General features: G+C 70.4%; 17 protein-coding genes, 1 tRNA gene and 1 pseudogene. 5 read left to right on the top strand and 14 right to left on the bottom strand.

The genetic code is table 11. The annotated features are described in order from the left end of the window. From AN233_RS18030 to AN233_RS09490, 3 genes are all read right to left on the bottom strand, one after another. Positions 1-1,597 (bottom strand): PD-(D/E)XK nuclease family protein (locus AN233_RS18030; protein WP_245626044.1); only part of this gene is annotated, 1,597 nt, incomplete at its 3' end. Positions 1,598-1,701: 104 nt separating this feature from the next. Continuing rightward, the gene (locus AN233_RS09495; protein WP_058366551.1) at positions 1,702-1,980 is read right to left on the bottom strand and encodes a DUF7513 family protein; all 279 of its coding nucleotides are present in this window, start codon (positions 1,978-1,980) and stop codon (positions 1,702-1,704) included. After that, positions 1,977-3,539 carry a Na+/H+ antiporter NhaC family protein gene (locus tag AN233_RS09490; RefSeq protein WP_058366550.1) on the bottom strand — a complete coding sequence of 521 codons (1,563 nt, stop codon included), beginning with the start codon at positions 3,537-3,539 and terminating at the stop codon, positions 1,977-1,979. Before AN233_RS09490 ends, AN233_RS09495 begins: the two co-directional genes overlap by 4 nt. A gap of 183 nt (positions 3,540-3,722) precedes the next feature. Between AN233_RS09490 and AN233_RS09485 the strand changes: the two genes are divergently transcribed. Beyond that, a complete protein-coding gene (locus AN233_RS09485; protein ID WP_058366549.1) occupies positions 3,723-4,616 on the top strand; it encodes a bifunctional methylenetetrahydrofolate dehydrogenase/methenyltetrahydrofolate cyclohydrolase in 894 nt (297 codons plus the stop codon). Between the two features lie 57 nt (positions 4,617-4,673). Here the strand turns inward: AN233_RS09485 and AN233_RS09480 are convergent, their stop codons facing one another. The 3 genes from AN233_RS09480 to AN233_RS09470 form a co-directional block, all read right to left on the bottom strand. Next, the gene (locus AN233_RS09480) at positions 4,674-5,906 is read right to left on the bottom strand and encodes an outer membrane protein assembly factor BamB family protein (protein WP_058366548.1); all 1,233 of its coding nucleotides are present in this window, start codon (positions 5,904-5,906) and stop codon (positions 4,674-4,676) included. Positions 5,907-6,011: 105 nt separating this feature from the next. Beyond that, positions 6,012-7,103 (bottom strand): carbohydrate kinase family protein, encoded by a 1,092-nt coding sequence (locus AN233_RS09475; protein WP_245626043.1) that lies wholly within the window; start codon positions 7,101-7,103, stop codon positions 6,012-6,014. Beyond that, entirely contained in the window at positions 7,100-8,056 is a 957-nt protein-coding gene (locus tag AN233_RS09470; protein ID WP_058366546.1) for a ribose 1,5-bisphosphate isomerase, read from the bottom strand. Before AN233_RS09470 ends, AN233_RS09475 begins: the two co-directional genes overlap by 4 nt. A 142-nt stretch (positions 8,057-8,198) precedes the next feature. Between AN233_RS09470 and AN233_RS09465 the strand changes: the two genes are divergently transcribed. Beyond that, entirely contained in the window at positions 8,199-8,921 is a 723-nt protein-coding gene (locus tag AN233_RS09465; protein ID WP_058366545.1) for a DUF7117 family protein, read from the top strand. A gap of 62 nt (positions 8,922-8,983) precedes the next feature. Here the strand turns inward: AN233_RS09465 and AN233_RS17330 are convergent, their stop codons facing one another. After that, positions 8,984-9,160: a hypothetical protein gene (locus tag AN233_RS17330; RefSeq protein WP_176696673.1), complete on the bottom strand. Its 177-nt coding sequence runs from the start codon at positions 9,158-9,160 to the stop codon at positions 8,984-8,986. Between the two features lie 273 nt (positions 9,161-9,433). Here AN233_RS17330 and AN233_RS09460 point away from each other — a divergent pair, with 273 nt between their 5' ends. Further along, on the top strand, positions 9,434-9,811 hold the full coding sequence (locus AN233_RS09460) for a winged helix-turn-helix domain-containing protein (protein WP_058366544.1): 378 nt from the start codon (positions 9,434-9,436) through the stop codon (positions 9,809-9,811). A gap of 1 nt (position 9,812) precedes the next feature. Further along, positions 9,813-10,088 carry a DUF7521 family protein gene (locus AN233_RS09455; protein WP_058366543.1) on the top strand — a complete coding sequence of 92 codons (276 nt, stop codon included), beginning with the start codon at positions 9,813-9,815 and terminating at the stop codon, positions 10,086-10,088. Between the two features lie 28 nt (positions 10,089-10,116). Here the strand turns inward: AN233_RS09455 and AN233_RS09450 are convergent, their stop codons facing one another. The 5 genes from AN233_RS09450 to AN233_RS09430 form a co-directional block, all read right to left on the bottom strand. Then, positions 10,117-10,503, bottom strand: coding sequence for a DUF5820 family protein (locus AN233_RS09450; RefSeq protein WP_058366542.1), 387 nt, complete (start codon positions 10,501-10,503; stop codon positions 10,117-10,119). Between the two features lie 85 nt (positions 10,504-10,588). Beyond that, positions 10,589-10,981 carry a disulfide bond formation protein B gene (locus tag AN233_RS09445; RefSeq protein ID WP_058366654.1) on the bottom strand — a complete coding sequence of 131 codons (393 nt, stop codon included), beginning with the start codon at positions 10,979-10,981 and terminating at the stop codon, positions 10,589-10,591. Positions 10,982-11,184: 203 nt separating this feature from the next. Further along, positions 11,185-11,259 (bottom strand) — tRNA-Glu (locus AN233_RS09440). A 49-nt stretch (positions 11,260-11,308) separates the two neighbouring features. After that, a complete protein-coding gene (locus AN233_RS09435) occupies positions 11,309-12,010 on the bottom strand; it encodes an NUMOD3 domain-containing DNA-binding protein (RefSeq protein ID WP_058366541.1) in 702 nt (233 codons plus the stop codon). 50 nt (positions 12,011-12,060) lie between these two features. After that, entirely contained in the window at positions 12,061-14,040 is a 1,980-nt protein-coding gene (locus AN233_RS09430; protein WP_058366540.1) for a 3-hydroxyacyl-CoA dehydrogenase/enoyl-CoA hydratase family protein, read from the bottom strand. Positions 14,041-14,167: 127 nt separating this feature from the next. On the opposite strand from AN233_RS09430, the gene AN233_RS09425 reads away from it, so the two are divergent. Continuing rightward, positions 14,168-14,794: a DNA-3-methyladenine glycosylase family protein gene (locus AN233_RS09425; protein WP_058366539.1), complete on the top strand. Its 627-nt coding sequence runs from the start codon at positions 14,168-14,170 to the stop codon at positions 14,792-14,794. A gap of 210 nt (positions 14,795-15,004) precedes the next feature. On the opposite strand, the gene AN233_RS09420 is transcribed toward AN233_RS09425, so the two are convergent. Together AN233_RS09420 and AN233_RS18395 are read right to left on the bottom strand one after the other, a co-directional pair. Continuing rightward, positions 15,005-16,354: a putative ATP-dependent zinc protease gene (locus AN233_RS09420; protein ID WP_058366538.1), complete on the bottom strand. Its 1,350-nt coding sequence runs from the start codon at positions 16,352-16,354 to the stop codon at positions 15,005-15,007. 69 nt (positions 16,355-16,423) lie between these two features. After that, a pseudogene (locus tag AN233_RS18395) lies at positions 16,424-16,519 on the bottom strand (RNA-guided endonuclease InsQ/TnpB family protein); the annotation flags it as partial.

Genomic DNA, 16,519 nt, shown 5'->3' with positions numbered 1-16,519 from the left:
GCGCCACGGCCTCGTTCTGCGCCTCGTTGTTGTCGATAAATGGGGCACGGTCCGCGGGCGCCTCGGAGAACGCGGGGTCGCGGCGCCCGAACAGCACGTCCTTCCGGCGCTCGTCCCCCTTCAGCACCGCGTCGTGGAGCGCGGTCAGCGACCGGTCGACCGAGATTTCGGAGGGGTAGACGTCGAGTCGCCGGAGTTCGACCGGCTCGTCGGTCTCCACGACGACCTCGTCCTCGCCGAGGCTCGTGATCCGGCCGAGTTCCGCGTGGCCCGCGACGGGGTCGCCGTCGGAGGCGAGCGCCACGTCGCCCTCGCGGAGCTTCGAGACCGCGTCGCCGGGTTTGGCCGCGCGGAGCCGCCAGCGCCCGCCCTCGATCTCGGTCTGCCCGCGGGGGTCGAGATCGATCAGCGCGCGGTCGTCCTCGGCGCGCTCGGCGGCGGTCTGCTCCCAGAGCTTCCTGTACTCGGCGTGGGTCTCGCGGCGCTCCTCCTCCAGCGCGCGGTAGAACCGCGAGAGGTACGCGCGCTCCTCCTCGGGCAGGGGCTCGCCGATCTGGCCGGCCTTCGACTCCTGATTCAGGCGCCCGGAGACGACCATGCAGGTGTCCTGCTCGAAGCAGTACTGACACTTGGCGTCCGCCTCGTAGCCGGTCGGGATGCCGGCCTCGGGGTCCGGGTCGTTGAGCGTCCGCCACTCCATCGCCGCGAGCTCGTTTCGCGTGCGGACGACGAACTTCAGCAGGCCCGTCCCGACCGAGAACTCCTTGGCCGGCGAGAGGTCGCCGGTCTCCTCGTTGCGGTCCAGCGCGGTGTTCTTCGTGTACAGCAGCGTCCCGGTGTCGGGCGTCTCACCGCGGTCGGCCAACATCAGCGCGTAGCAGGCCGCCTGCATCTTGTCGTGGAACCGCGGTTCGCGCTTGGTGTTCTTGCCCGTCTTCAGCTCCACGGGCGCGCCGCGCCGGAGCGCGTCCGCGCGGCCCTTCAACCCGAACGTCGGCGAGATGAGGGTGTACTCCGAGCGCCACGTGTCCGTCTCCGTCAGCGTCCCCTGTTCGAGCCACCCCTCCACGGCGGCCGCGTTCCGCCGCACCTCGTCTTCCACCTCGGTCGGCTCGTAGCCGAGCAGCCCGAGTTCGAGGCCGGCCTCCTCGACGCGGTCCGCGACCGCCTCGTCGAGGTCGACGCCGCGCAGCAGGTCGCCGAACACCTCGTGGACGACGGTCCCCTTCACCACGGGGTAGTTCAGCGGGATCCCCGAGAGCTTGTTCAGGTAGTACATCCGGGGGCACTGCACCCACGAGCGGACGCCCGTCACGTCCACGAGGAAGTCCGGTTCGAGGACGACCCACGACTCCTCCGAGGTGGTGTACCCCGCCTCGTCGCCGAAGTCGTCCTCCTCGGGGTCGGTCACCAGCAGCTCCATCCCGACCTCGGCGTGTTCGCCGGTGTGGGTCCACTTGCCCCACAGCGTCACCCGCACGGGGTCGCCGGCGCCCTCGTCGGGGCGCACGCGGAGCTCGCAGACCTCGCGGTCGCCGTACTGGGTCGAGACGGTGCGCACGTCGCCGACGTCCACGATGGGGCCCCGAAGCGTCACGGAGGGAGCCAGACGCCGGCCGCGAAAAACGCTGTCGGTGGCGGGACCGTGGGGGCGCGTCCGGACCCCGGCGGCCGCGCGCCGATACGGGGTCCGACGCCGCCCTACACCTCGTAAGCCGTCTCGCCGACGACCTCGCGGAACTCGCCGCGGCCGACGGACCGCTCCGCGTCGAACTCCACGACGCGGACCGCGACGAGGCCGTCGAGGGCCTCGGGGTCGAAGTTCTCGACGCGCAACTCGGTGTCGCCGACGAACGCGATCCCCTCCCCGCTCGCGGGGTCGTACTCCGTGACGAAGACGTTCACCGTCGCGCCCGGCTCCAGCGTGGGCGTGTTGGTGCGGAACGACCAGCCCTTCAGGTACTTCTCGAACAGGCTCATGCGCGGGCCACCTCCTCGCTCTCGCGGTCGGGAACGTACTCCAGCCCGAAGCCGGTGAGCGCGGCGACGACGAACACCGCCACGAGCACCCAGCCGTGGAAGACGAACGGCCACACCTCGGCGGGGTTGACGAGCATCCCCTGATCGATCCAGTCGAACGTGTCGGGCAGCCCAGTCATCGCGGTGTAGCCCGCGAGGACGCCGCCGGACCACGGGAAGATGTAGCCGAGCGCCGCGGTCTGGGCGTCGAGGATGTTCGCGCGGCGGTAGCCGTTGATGTTGAACCGCTCGCCGATCTTGGCGATGTACGGCCCGATGGCGATCTCCGCGGCGGTGTTGATCGTGATCGCCGCGTTGACCAGCGCCGCGACGCCGACCATCGTCAGCTCGGCGCGCCGGACCGACGTGGCGAGATGCTCGATCGACCAGTCCAGCATCGCCTCGAACGCGCCGCCCTCGATCATGATCTGCGCGGCCGCGATGATCAGGAGGACGAGGATCGAGAGCGCGAAGAAGCCGGCCGCGCCGGCGTAGATGGAGCCGCCGACGCCGACGTTGCTCGGGTCGGAGACGACCTCGACGATCGGCAGTCCGCCGAGGAGGTCCGCGGCGGGCGCGTCGGCGGGCGCGCGGAACAGCAGGATGTCCGCGGCCGAGGAGAGGCCGAGCAGGAGGTTCAGCGCCGCGGCGACGATGATCCCCCACGAGATGGCCTCGATGATGTGCCGGCCGGCGACCGCGGTCGCGATGACGACCCCGACCGAGAGCAGGTGGACCAAGGCGAGCGGGCGCGCGCCCTCCAGCAGCACCTGCCGCGGGTCGCCCGCGACCTCGATGCCCGGCATGAGCGAACTCGCGACCACGTACGCCGGGAGCGCGATCCCGGCGGCGACGATCGCGTACTTGAACCGCGAGGCGACGACGCCGCCGATGTCGGCGTCCTGGGTCACCGCGGAGACGATAGTCGTGTCCGAGACCGGCGCGAGGTTGTCGCCGAAGATGGCCCCGGAGAGGATCGCGCCGAACGTCAGTACGGGGCTCGCGCCAAGCAGGACGCCCGCCGGGAAGAACAGGCCGACGAACGCGACGGCGGTGCCGTAGCCCGTGCCGATGCCCGTCGCGAGGACGGCCGCGAGCACGAACGTCACGGCGGGGAAGACGGTCGGTCCGACGCCGAGCAGGTCGGCGATCCAGACCAGTCCGCCGACGAAGCCGCCGGCCTGCAGCGTCTCCGTGAACATCCCCGCCCACATCCACGCCACGATGGCGGTGGCGGCGACGCGCTGGGTCATGCCGTCGAAGATGGTGTTCGCGTACCCGGTCCACGAGCCCTTCACGAGGAACATCCCGGCGATGAGGCCGAGCAACATGCCGGCCACGAGCCCGGTGGTGTCGGAGACGCGCAAAAGCGCCGTCTGGACGACCGCCCAGACGATGAAGAAGGCGATGGGGAACGCGCTCGCGCCCCGCCCGCCGTAGAACTCCATCGCCGGCCCGTCGTCCGCGTCCGACCCGCCGAAGCCCGCCGCGGGATCCTCGTCGGTTGCGGAATCAGCCATTGCTACGGCGTCCGTCCACCCTCGGTCGACTAAACAGCCCCGATCCTCACCGCTTCCAGTCAGCAGGCCGGGAGGTCCGACCGGCGCCGATAAATGCATTTCTGTGCATATTTCTGTCTCCTCGAGAGGTGAGAATAGACACGATCCCGTGCGCTTTTACCCGCGGCCGCGTCACAGTCGGGTATGACCGAGATCATCGACGGCGACGCCGTCGCGGGCGAGATCCGCGCCGAGATCGCCGACCGCGTCGACGACCTCGCGGCCGCGGGCGTCGAGCCGGGGCTCGCCACCGTGCTGATGAGCGACGATCCGGCGAGCGAGACGTACGTCTCGATGAAGCAGCGCGACTGCGAGGAGGTCGGCATCGAGGGGATCCACGTCGAGGTCGACCCCGAGGCGCCCGCCGAGGAGCTGTACGCGACCATCGACGAGCTGAACGCCGACGAGTCGGTCCACGGGATCCTCGTCCAGCTCCCGCTCCCGGACCACGTCGACAAGCGGGAGGTCCTGCGCCGGGTCCGCCCCGAGAAGGACGTGGACGGCTTCCATCCAGAGAACGTCGGCCGACTCGTCGCCGGGAACGCGCGGTTCAAGCCCTGCACCCCCCACGGCGTCCAGAAGCTGCTCGAGGCGTACGACGTGGAGACGGAGGGCGCGGACGCGGTCGTGGTCGGCCGCTCGGACATCGTCGGCAAGCCGATGGCGAACCTCCTGCTCCAGAAGGCGCCGCAGGGGAACGCGACGGTGACGGTCTGTCACTCCCGGACCGAGGACCTCGACGCGAAGCTCGCGACCGCCGACATCGTCGTCGCGGCCGCCGGCCTCCCCGAGTTCATCGACGGGGACCAGCTCAAAGAGGGCGCGACGGTGATCGACGTGGGCATCAACCGCGTCGACGCCGACACGGAGAAGGGGTACGAGCTGGTCGGCGACGTTGACTACGACTCCGCGAGCGAGGTCGCCGGCAAGATCACGCCGGTCCCCGGCGGCGTCGGCCCAATGACGCGCGCGATGCTCCTGTACAACACTCTCAAGGCCGCCAGCGAGCAGACCGGCGTCGACGTGACGCTCCCCTGATCGGGCGGTCGCGGCGAGGCATTTCTGTCGGCTGTGTCGGGGGCGCGTAGAACCGTCTCAGACGTCGAGCGCGATCGCCCGACCGTCGCTCGCCAGCAGGACGACCTCCCGGTCCCCGTCGTCGTTCAGGTCCACCAGGAGGGGACGGACCTCGACCGTCGCGTCGACGACGCCGCGGGCGAGGACCCCGCCGTCCCGGTTCATCGCGACGACGGAGCCCGTCTCGGTGACGGCGACCGTCTCGGGCGTGTCGTCGCCGGTGACGTCGCCGGTCGCGGGGGGTGCGACGGGGGCGTCCCCGCCGAACTGCTGTTTCCAGACGACTTCGCCGTCGAGCAAGTCGACCGCCCAGACGGCGCCGGTGCCGCCGACCGCGACCCGGCCGGCGTCCGTCCCCCCGGGAGCGATCGACGTGCCCTGCAGGCGCGCGTCGAACCGCGTCCCCCCGTCGACCGTCTCGATCGTGGCGATCGATCCCTCCTCGGTCCCGACGGCGAGCACCGCGCCGCGCCGCGTCTCGGCGGCCGTCCACGCAGTCGGCGTTCCGTTCCTCGGCGCGGTCCAGACGCGCTCGCCCGCGCCGTCGAAGCGGACGTACGACCCGTCCTCGCCGCCGGCGGAGACGACGACCGCGGGGTCCGCGTCGCTCGTCGCCCCGCCGTCGTCGGAGAACGACCCCACGAGCGGCGGCAGTCCGACCGGACCGTCCACCTCGCGCGTCCACGCCGTCCCCCCGTCGGCGTCGAGCACGCGGAGCGTTCCGGCCGTGGTCCCGACCGCGACCTCGTTCGCGCCGTCGCCCGTCACGTCGCCGACCGCCGGCGGAGCCGAGCTCGGAGCGTCTAGACCGGCCTCGAACAGCGGCGCGCCGTCGGCCGCAGCGAGCGCCCGGACCCCCGGCTCCGCGGTCGTCAGAACGAACGCCGGCTCGCCGCCGACCGTCCCAGCGGTCACGCCGCCGCTCGGTGCTCCGCCGGTCCCGCCGTCCGCGTCGCAGGCGTCCGCGGGGAGGGACGCGTTCCAGGCGGACTCGCCCGCACCGTCGACGACGCGGAGCGTACAGGCGTCCCCCTCCGCGACGAGCGGAATCGCGATCCGGACCTCCCCGTCGGTCGTCGCCACGGCCGACTCGTGGGCCGTGACGGCATCGTCGGTCGGCTCGGTCTCCCAGAGGACGGTCGGTTCGGTCGCGCCGCCGTCGGCCCCCACGAACGCGAAGACCGCGGTTCCCACGCCGGCCACGACGGCGGCACCGATCACGAGCGACGCGAACAGGATGCGGCGATCCATTGCCCGCAATTGGGGAAAGGCGGGCAAACCCTTGTCGGACCGTCCCGGGCCTCGGGAATCCGGCGCTGCTCGACGGGCGAGCGCGGCGTCGAACGTCTCCCCGGATCAGGCGTGCTCGGCGAGAAACGCGTCGATGCGTTCCCAGGTGAGCGTCGTCCGGGCGCCGCGTTCGCGCGCCGCGAGCGCACCGGCGGCGTTGGCGATCCCGAGCGCGTACGGCAGGTCGGCGTCGCGGAGGTGAGGGGCCTCGGTGCCGGGGATCCCGCGTGGGCGGTCGGCGTCCGTTTCCGACGCGGTCTCCGCGGTGCGTCCGCCGACGCCCCCGGCGGCGCGCCCGCCGCCGTCGACCTCGCGTTCCGGCTCGTGGTTCCGCGCGGACTCGAAGCAGGCGCCGAGGAAGCCGGCGGCGAACGCGTCGCCCGCGCCGGTCGTGTCCACCACGTCCACGTCGTAGGCGGGTGCGTGCACGCGCTCGCCGCCCGGGAGCCGGACCTCCGCGCCGCCCGCGCCGAGCTTGACGACGAGCGCGGTCGACTCGGGAATCTCGGGGTCGAGCGTCCCGGACCGGTTGAGGGCGGCCGCCTCGCGATCGTTCAGGAACAGCAGGTCGCTCGCCGCGATGGCGTCCGCGTAGGCCCGGTTCCCTACCTGTCTCCCGGGATCGAAGCTCACCGGCACCCCGTGTTCGTGCGCGAGGGCGGCCAAGTCGCTCGCGGAGGCGGCGTTCTGTCCCGTGAGGTGGAGGTGGTCGCTCTCGGCGAGGCTCCCGGGATCCAAATCGGTCGCGCCGAACGCCTCGTTGGCCCCCTCGTTGGCGAGCACCATCACCTCGCCCGTCTCGTCGACGATGAGGTACTTCACCGAGGTGGCCCGGTCGTTCGCCACCATCACGTTGCCGGGGTCGACGCCCGCGCGGTCCAGCTCCTGGAGCGCGAGCGCGCCGGAGTCGTCGCCGCCCACGCTCCCGAACAGCAGCGTCTCGGCGTTGAGCCCGGTCAGTCCGACCGCGACGTTGGCGGCGCTGCCCCCGCCGGCCTGCTGGAGGTGGTCGATGCGCTGCTCGCCGTCGGGCTCGGGAAGTCGGGCGACCTGCATCGTCACGTCCCAGTTGATGTGGCCGGCACAGAGGACGGACGGGGGGTCGCGCTCGGCGTCGCCCCTCTCCACCGCGCCGCGCCCCGCATCCGCGTCGCTCACGTCTCGGCCCACGGCTCCGTCGCCCCTTCACCGAACAGCTCGCGCATCAGCGTGACGATGCTCTCGGGCGGGAACTGGCCGCTCTCGGTGACGATGGCGTCCATGTACCGCGGCGGCGTCACGTCGAAGGCGGGGTTCTCGACGGTTACCTCGCCGATGGCCTCTCGGGCGTCCTCGGCGATCACCTCCGCCTCGTCGCGCATCTCGATCTCGACGGTGTGGCCCGCCAGCGTCTCCGGGTGGAGCTTGATCGTCTGCGCGGCGGTCATGATCGGGACGCCGCGCTCGCGGGCGTTGACCGCCAGCCCGGAGGTGCCGATCTTGTTGATCACGGAGCCGTCGGCCCCGATCGAGTCGGCGCCCACGAGCACGTGGTCGACCTCGTCGAGGTACCGGCGCGCGGCGGAGTCGACGATCAGGGTGACCGGGACGCCCATCTCCCGGAGCGCCTCCGCGGTGATGTGGCCCTGGTTACGCGGCCGCGTCTCCTTGACGATGGCCGAGATCTCCTTGCCCTGGTCGAGGGCCGCCTCCACGCACGAGAGCGCGTCCGTGGAGTGGCAGTGGGTCATGATCGTGTCGCCGTCCTGAAGGCGGTTGGCGCCGATCTGTCCGAGGTCGTCCTGTGCGGCGTCGAGTCGGTCGTCGAACTCCGCGGCCGCCGCGAGGACGTTCTCGCGGACGGTCGCGGCGTCGGCGCCGTCCATCCGACGGAGCACGTAACGCAGCGTGTTCGGCAGCGACACGGCGGTCGGCCGCGTCTCGTGGAGTCGGCGTCCTGCGGCGCGCATCGTCGCGCGGAACTCGTCGGCGTCCTCGGCGTCCGTCGCGCGAGCCTGTGCCGCCAGCGCGTCGGCGGCCGCGCCCGCGATGGTGGCCGCGCCGCGGACCTCCATCGAGGCGATGGCCTCGGCGGTCTCCTCCACCTCCGGCGCGAGGTCGTGGTCGGTCATGCCCCCGAGGTTCTCGCCGCGGGTACAAATGGTTGGCCTCCGCGACCGTGTCGAGAGACCACCTCCGAACCGACCCCGCTCACGGCTTCGCGACGTGACCGCGGACGCAGGGCTTTACCCCCCAGCGAGCGAACTGACGGGCATGAAAGTCCGCGGCGAGCGCGAGTGCAAGGAGTGCGGCGCGCGGTGGTCCTACTACGAGACGGGTGACACCGCCTGTCCCGAGTGCGGGAGCCTCCGGAGCGTCGGCGTCGGCGACCGGGCGCTCCACACCGATGCGCCAGCGGAGCTGGACTTGGCCCCCCACCGCGAGCGCTTCGGCGACGCCGCCGGGACGCTGCCCGTGGAGGGGGTCAGCGACCTCAAACGCGACCTCCGGGAGTACCTCAGCCGGCGCGGGTTCGTCCGCGGCGGGGACCTCCTGCCGCTCGACGAGGGCGTGCTCGCGGCCCGCGAACTGCTGCAGGCCGTGGACGTGTACGACCGGCTCCGCGACCCGACCGACGACGACCGGACGTACCTGCTCGAACTGCTGTCGAACGCCGACGACGGCGAGCGGCCCGACCCGGAGGACGTGCCACCGAACATGCACGCCGCGCGCGGGCTCGCGGTCGCGAACGCGGTCGCCGCCTACCGGGACGACCTCCGGACCTATCTGGACGAGTATCCGGACGCCGAGGCGCGGGACGCGCTCGGGTCGCTCCGCGACCGGATCAACCGCGTCGAGTCGCTACAGGGCGACGTGGAGCCCCGAGACGCGGAGGTGCTGGTCCGTGCCGCCAACGAGGTCGGGGAGTACCTACAGGAAAACGACGAGGGCGCGCTGGCCGACGCCCGCGCGCGGCTTTCGGATCTGGAGCTGTAGGCGACCGGAACTGCAGGCGGCCGGAGCGGTCGGCACCCGCACGAACGACCGACTGCGGAAGATCACGCTCCGTGGCGGCTGCGGTACTCGTTGACGAGCGTCGGAACGACGACGCCCACCCCGAGGAGGACGGCGAGGATCGCCCACGACGGCGGGTCGGTCACGGCGTTCAGCCCGAACAGCAGGAGCACGGCCACCGCGAGACAGACGGCGATCACGCGGTTTTCCCGGGAGACCATATCCGACGGTCGGACGCCGACAGAATAGGCGTTTCGCTCGGAAACCCGCTCGACCGCAGCGACTCAGATCCCCGCACGTCACCTCGACGTGCGAATACTCAAAAACCGGTTCCGTGCCGGCGAGAACCGGGGACGGCCTTTTACTGGGAGCTCTCTCACGCTCGTCACACATCTCGACCGAACCGACCTCCCCGACGGTGACCGGCCCCGGCAGTCACCGACGGCGCGGACGCATCGCAGATGATTTAACCGTCTTGACTGGAACGTCTGGGTATGGTGCGGGACCCGTCGCGTCGAGAGGAGCCGCCGCCGCCGAGCGACGTACTGGACGTGTTGAGCGACGACGCCGCACAGCGCATCATCGCCGCGCTCGAGGAGCCGATGACCGCGAGCCAGATCTCCGAGGAGTGCGACATCCCGCTGTCGACCACCTACCGGAAACTGGACGCGATGACGGACGCGGAGCTGCTGAACGAATCGACCGAGATACGGCGGGACGGCCAACACACGACGCGGTACGCGGTCGCGTTCGAGTCCGTCACCGTCGGGCTGACCGACGACAGGGACCTGGTCGTCGAGTTCGAACGGCCGGAGGGCGGTGCCGACGAGCGGCTGGCACACCTCTGGTCACAGGTCCGGGAGGAAACCTGAGATGATGTACGAGTCACTGCTGTTGATCGTCGCGAAGACCGCCATCCTGCTTCTGGGTGGGAGCATCACCTACTACGCGCTCCGCGCGTACGGCCGGACGGGTGACCCCTCGCTGCGGGCCCTCGGCACGGGGTTCGGCATCGTCACCTTCGGCGCGCTCGTGGGAGGGATCCTCCACCAGATAATCGGCGTCGAGGTGAGCGTCGGCGTCGCCATCGACAGCGCGCTCACCGCCGTCGGCTTCGCGGTGATCTTCTACTCGCTGTACATGGAGTGACCGCGGAGCGGACCGGCGGCCGGGACGCTCACTCCTCGCGACCGGTCAACTCGTCCAACCGCTCGAAGTACTCCTCTCGCGGCACCTGATACGCGTCGCGGTAGTCCACGTCGCCCTCGTCGAACCGTGACGCCGCATCGAGCGCGCCCGCGACCGCGTCCGCGCGGTCGTCGTACGTCTCCGCGAGCGCCTCGATCTCGGGTTCCAGGAAGAGGACGACGTGCCACTCGTCCGTCTCGTACTGGCCCGCGCCTGGGCGTCGCTTTCTGGAGCCGTTCGTGAGATAAATGGTCGGGAGACACGCGGCCGGGAACGCGTCCTCGGTGAACACGTCGGGCCGGTACGCGAGGATGACGCGCCCCTCGGACTCCTCGTTCCAGACGCGCCAGCCGCCGGGCGGCTCCGGGAAGCTCATACCCCGCGTTGGACGGCGGGGCTTGAAAGCGTCGCGCTCGTCGGCGGCCGAAGGCGGCGCTCCCCACGCCCGTCGTTCGCCGCAGTCACCCCTCGCCGCGGTCCCGCCGCCATACCGCCCCCAGCACCGCGCTGATGAGCAGAAACGCAACCAGCGAGAGCCGAGGGATGGTGAACACGAAGAACCCTTCCCAGAGGATCGCCGAGCACGCGCCGCCGACGCCGCAGGAGACGCCGGGGGACAGCTGGAGGTAGGTGTGGTACGCCGCGATTCCGACGCCGAGCGTCGACAGCGGGAGCGCCGTCCGCCAGACCCCGGACCGCCCCTCGAGGGCCGCCACGCCGAGCACGACGACGAGCGGGTACATCAGGATGCGCTGGTACCAGCAGAACTCGCAGGGGACCAGCCCCAGCACCTCGCTGAAGTAGAGGCTCCCCGCGGTCGCGACCGCCGCGATGGCGGTCGCGGCCGCGAGCAGCGCTCTCGCGGGCGTGGCGGAGCTCGCGGACGTGTCGGAGACGGAAGGGAGGAACCGGGCGCGTGACACACCAGCCGGTAGCGAGGCAGTGCATAAATATCGTTCTGCCGCGGTCGGGGGGACCGCAGGACGGGAGCGGTGACGACAGGACAGGAACGGTGGCACGGACGGCGCCGCAACTCGCCGGTCAGCGGCGACAGAAGTGCTCGCTAGGGGATTTGAACCCCTGTCATCGGCTCGAAAGGCCGATATGATTGGCCGGGCTACACCAAGCGAGCGATTACCCTCTCGCGTCTCGACGGAGGGAGCATGGATATATAAATCCAGTCAATTCAACTCGTCGTACCCCTCAGGGATGTCGGTTTCGAGAGAGGGTTCGAAGGAGAGGTCGCCGTGTTCGGCCCGAGCGTGACACCGTTTGCAGAGCACGACGAGATTGCCCTGTACGTGTGCATCGCTGAGTTGATGGGTGTCCGATCGGTCGAAAAGCCGGACCGGAACGATGTGGTGGACCTCGAGTCGGTATTCGTCCCCATCGTGCCCGCAGTTGGCGCAAGCGGACGTCCGCGACCGGGCCTCGCGACGTGCCCGCGTCCAGCCGGGTCCGTATCTGAGGGTCCCTCCGCCTCGCCACATCGGGTTCGAGCGACCCGACCGCGACTCGCTCATTTTCTGCCGCGTCGACTCGGGAAGCTGACGACCCGAGAGCGCCTCGCCGATCTTCTCGCGCGTCGAACGTGTGAGCGTCCGCCCGCGCTGGCCCTCCGCGAGTCGTTTCCGTTCATCCTCGGAGAACTCTCGCCCCGCCATTGTCTCCGCGATTCGTCGTCTCACGTCGTCGTCGCGACTCGTCCCGTACAGCGGGTGGTCCTCACCGACGAGATCCCTCGTCTCTATCCCCCGCCTCTCCATCCACTTTCGGACCGTCCGAGCGGACACGCCGCACTCGTCCGCAATTTCGGCCTGTGTCCACCCCTCCCGGTGATACTTCAGCTCGAGCCACCAACCGCTCCGATACCGTTTCGCCATCGTCGACGTCTCCACCGCCCTGAGTAAAAAAGCCGAACCGCGGACCGGAACTACTTCCCCTCGAACTCCGGTTCGCCGTCGCCCATGAACGCCGTGACGCCCTCCATCAGGTCGTCCGTGTTCATCAGGTGGCCGAACGCCTGGGACTCCACCTGGAGGCCGGCCTCGGCGTCGGTCCGGCCGGCGTGCATCGCGCGCTTGGTGTACTTCTGTGCGATCGGCGGGCCCGCGGCGAGGTCCTCGGCGAGTTCGACCGCGCGGTCCGCCAGCTCCTCGTTCCCGACGACCTCGTTGAGGAAGCCGTACTCCTCCAGCGTCTCCGCCTCGTAGCGGTCGGCGGTGAAGATGATCTCCTTGGCGCGCCCCTCGCCGACGATGCGGGCGAGCCGCTGGGTGCCGCCCCAGCCGGGCAGGAGGCCGAGGTTGTGCTCCGGCTGGCCGAGCTCGGAGCGCGCGGAGGCGACCCGGAAGTCCGCGCAGGTCGCGAGCTCCATGCCGCCGCCGAGACAGTAGCCGTCGATGCCCGCGACGACCGGCTTGTCCGACTCCTCCAGCTTGCCGAACGTCTCCTGGCCCTTCCGGGAGAGCTCGACCGCGGAGATGGGGTCGGCGCCGCCGGCCGCCATGCTCTGTACGTCGGCGCCCGCGGAGAACGCGCGGTCGCCGGCGCCCGTCAGCAGGATCGCCCGCACGTCGTCGTCCGCGTCGAGCGCGTCGATGGCGTCCGCGAGCTCGTCGAGCAGCTCGGCGCTTATCGTGTTCATCCGGTGCGGCCGGTCGAGCGTGATCCGTCCGACGCGGTCCTCGACGCTCACCTCGAGCGTGTCGTAGTCCGCCCCCTCGGGGCCGTTCCCGTCCGCGTCGCCCGCGCCGTAGAAGCCGCCCGCGGCCGCGGCCTCGCGGAGGTAGTCGACGGCCTCGTAGCGCTCCTCGCCGGTCGCCTCGTGAAGCTCGTCGAGCGTGTCGACGAGCCCGCCGATCCCCGCGTTGTCGGCCAGCTTCGCCGGCCCGTCCGGGAACCCGGCGCCGAGCATCACCGCGCGGTCGATCGCCTCGGCGTCGGCCACGTCGTTCGCGATCAGGCCCGCGACCTCGTTGGCCATGACCGCGAGCAGGCGGTCGCGCACGTCGTCGCGCGCGGCGTCCGTCGGGATGTCGACGCCGCCGTTCTCGTAATCGTAGAACCCCTTGCCGGCCTTCTTGCCGAGCTCGTCCTTCTCGACCTTCTCGACGAGCAACGGGCACGGGCGATAGGCCTCGCCCAACTCCGAGTGCATGTAGTCGAGGACGTGATAGCCGACGTCGATGCCGACCTGGTCCGCGAGCTCGAACGAGCCCATCGGGAGGCCCATCTCGAACTTGGTCGTGGAGTCGACCTGTTCGATGGTGGCGTCGCCGGCCTCGACGATCCACGCCGCCTCGTTCATCAGTGGGACGAGGATGCGGTTGACGATGAATCCGGGGCTGTCCTTCCGGACCCGGACCGGCGTCTTGCCCATCTCCTCGGCGAGGTCCTCGATCAGGTCCAGCGTCGCGTCGTCGGTGTGTGCGCCCGAGATGACCTCGACGAGCTGCATCCGGACCGGCGGGTTGAAGAAGTGCATCCCGCAGAACTGCGCGGGACGGTCGGTGACCTCCGAAAGCTCCGTGATCGAGAGGCTGGACGTGTTCGTGGCGAAGACCGCCTCCTCCGGCGCGTGCTGTTCGATCTCCGCGTACACGTCCTTCTTGATCTCCATCTTCTCGGGGACGGCCTCGATCACCACGTCGGCGTCCGAGACCGCCTCCTCCACGTCGACGAGCGGCGTGACGCGGTCGAGCGCGGCCTCCGCGTCGGCCGACGAGATCTGGTCCTTCTCGGCGAGCTTGTCGAGCGACCACTCGATCTGTTCGTAGCCGCTCTCCACGAACTCCTCTTTGATGTCGCGCATCACGACCTCGTAGCCAGCGAGTGCGGCGACCTCGGCGATACCGTGACCCATGTTTCCGGCGCCGAGGACGGTGACCCGCTCGACGTCTTCGATCTCCATGTGCGGGCGGTCGGCGGCGCCGCGGTTCAACGTTTCCCTTTTTGAAACGAACAACGATGGAGGAGTTTCTCCACGTGGTCGGGGCAGCCGCGAAAAGCGTTTGAGCGTTGCTCCCCGACTCCCGGGCGTGACGACCGACGATCCGGACCCGGCGGACGGGCTCGACCCCGACGTGGCCGCGACGCTGCGGAGCGACGAGACGCTGGCGCCGCTTCTGGACAGACACGGCCCGCTATCGGTCGAACCGGCCGCGGACGCGTTCCGGCGGCTCTGCGTCTCGATCATCAACCAGCAGCTCTCGACCGCCTCCGCGGCCGCGATCCGAGAGCGCGCGTTCGGCCTGCTGGACGACGAGGTGACGCCGGCCGCGGTGCTGGCGGCCGACGAGGGCGCGCTCCGCGAGGCGGGGCTCAGCGGGACGAAGGTCGACTATCTCCGATCGGCGGCCGCGGCGTTCGAGGGCGAGGACGGCCTCTCGCGCGACCGGTTGACGGGGCTCTCGGACGACGAGGTCCGCGAGGAGTTGACCGCGATCCGCGGCGTGGGCGCGTGGACCGCGGACATGTTCCTGATCTTCGTCCTCGGGCGCGAGGACGTGCTGCCGCTGGGCGACCTGGCGTTGCGGAAGGGGATCGAGCAGGTGTACGCGGACGGGGCGGAGCTCTCGCGGTCGGAGATGCGCGAGATCGGCGACGGGTGGCACCCCTACCGGAGCTACGGGACACGGTACATCTGGGCGGCCTACGAGAACTGACCGGAGGCCCCGGCAGCGGTTCGGGCGTGGCGAACAGCCGGCGCTTCGGTCGCCCGCGGACCCGGGAGTCCGCGACCGTCAGATCCCGCGGCGGTGCGCCGGACGCCCGCCGAGTTCGCCGCGGAGCGCGTCGTCAGGTCACGGGGCGGGTGGCGCGGTATCGGGTAAAAGGGTTCGCGCGGTGCTCCGTGAACGGTCGAGCGCCGAGGGCTACTCCTCGATGTACCGCTTCACTTCCTTCTCCTCCTGCGCGTCCGCGTCGGCGCGTCGGCGCACGTCGACGCGGTAGTTCTCGAGGATGTCGCGGCCGAGGAGGAGCGGGTAGTCCATGTGGCTCCGGTCCTCGACGCTGGCGGTGACGGTGTGCTGGTTGCCGCCGATGCCGATGACCAGGTCGACGACCGGCCGCGCCTTCCCGGACTTCACGCTCCCGGACTTCACGCGCGTCATGCTCTTGATCGGGCCGGCGCCGATCTCGGCCGCGAGCTTCGTGTCGATGCTGGTCCGGGTCGCGCCGGTGTCGGACTTCGCCAGCGCCTGCGTGGAGCCGGAGGTCCCGGTCACGACGACCTCCTCGATGTAGCCGATCATGGGTAGCTCGTCGGGTGTCGCCTTCGGCTCCGGCGCCGAGGAGGGGCGTGAGTCGTCGAGCTGTCCGGCGATCCGTTCGACATCCTCGTCGTCGACCTCGCCGTCGACGCGCTCGATGGCGTGCTTGGCGATGTACGGCGCGGGGCTCGTGCCGGTGGCCGCGAACAGTCCCTTGAAGCCCGCGGTCGGGTTCACCTCGAGCACGTACCAGCCGTCGTACCCCTCGACGAGGTCGACCCCGGCGTAGTCCAGGTTCATCACCTCGGCCGCGTAGAGGGCGGTCTCGGCGGCCTCCTCGGGCATGTCGTCGGTCGCGTCCTCGACGGCGCCGCCGAGCGCGACGTTCGTCCGCCAGTCGCCCTCGGGCGCGTAACGGTACATCGAGCCGACGATCTCGTCCCCCACGGTGTAGACGCGGAGGTCGCGGTGCTTCTCCGAGTCGCGCTCGATCAGCTTCTGGAGGAACGCCTGCCGGTTGCCGACCTTCGGGTTAACGCGTTCGGTGAGGTCCACCTTCCACGTGCCGCCGCCGTGGGTGCCGATGGCGGTCTTGTAGACGCCCACGTCGCCGAACCGCTCGCGGTCCTCGTTGAGCCGGTCGTTCGAGAGCGCCAGCAGCGCGTCCGGGACGCGGATGTTCCAGTCCGCGAGCGTCGCCGCAGTCGCGAACTTGTGGACCGCGCCGAGCACGTTGTTCGGCTCGTTGAGCATCGGCTTGATGCGCTCGAACGTGGACGCCAGCCCCAGAAGCTCCGCGGGCTGTTCGGTGTTCGACAGCAGCAGCCGGTTGGCGACAACGTCCACTTCGGGCTCGATGGTCACCTCGCCGTCCTCGACGGAGATCGCCGCGTTCTCCTGTCTGAGCCACACCGGCTCGTGGCCAAGGTCCTCGACCGCGTTGAGGATCGCTTTCGTCTCCTTACTGTTGTGTAGCGACAGCACACCCACCCGCACCGGATCTGTCGTCATACGTGGTCGTCGGACGGCACGGTAAAAACTCCTCAGTTATCTTCTCGGATCGCGTGAATCGCCTCGGGGTCAAGCCCCGAGGCTTCCTGTTTCAACGACGCGCTTTGCAGACACCGTAGTGGTGTCCGTAGGGAGCGCAGTCTCCACAGGCGTGTCTTCGGGCCA

This window comes from Haloparvum sedimenti (assembly GCF_001462205.1).
GTDB lineage: Archaea > Halobacteriota > Halobacteria > Halobacteriales > Haloferacaceae > Haloparvum > Haloparvum sedimenti.
Note: the sequence above shows the minus strand (reverse complement) of the source record. Positions and strands in the feature narration are given on the sequence as shown.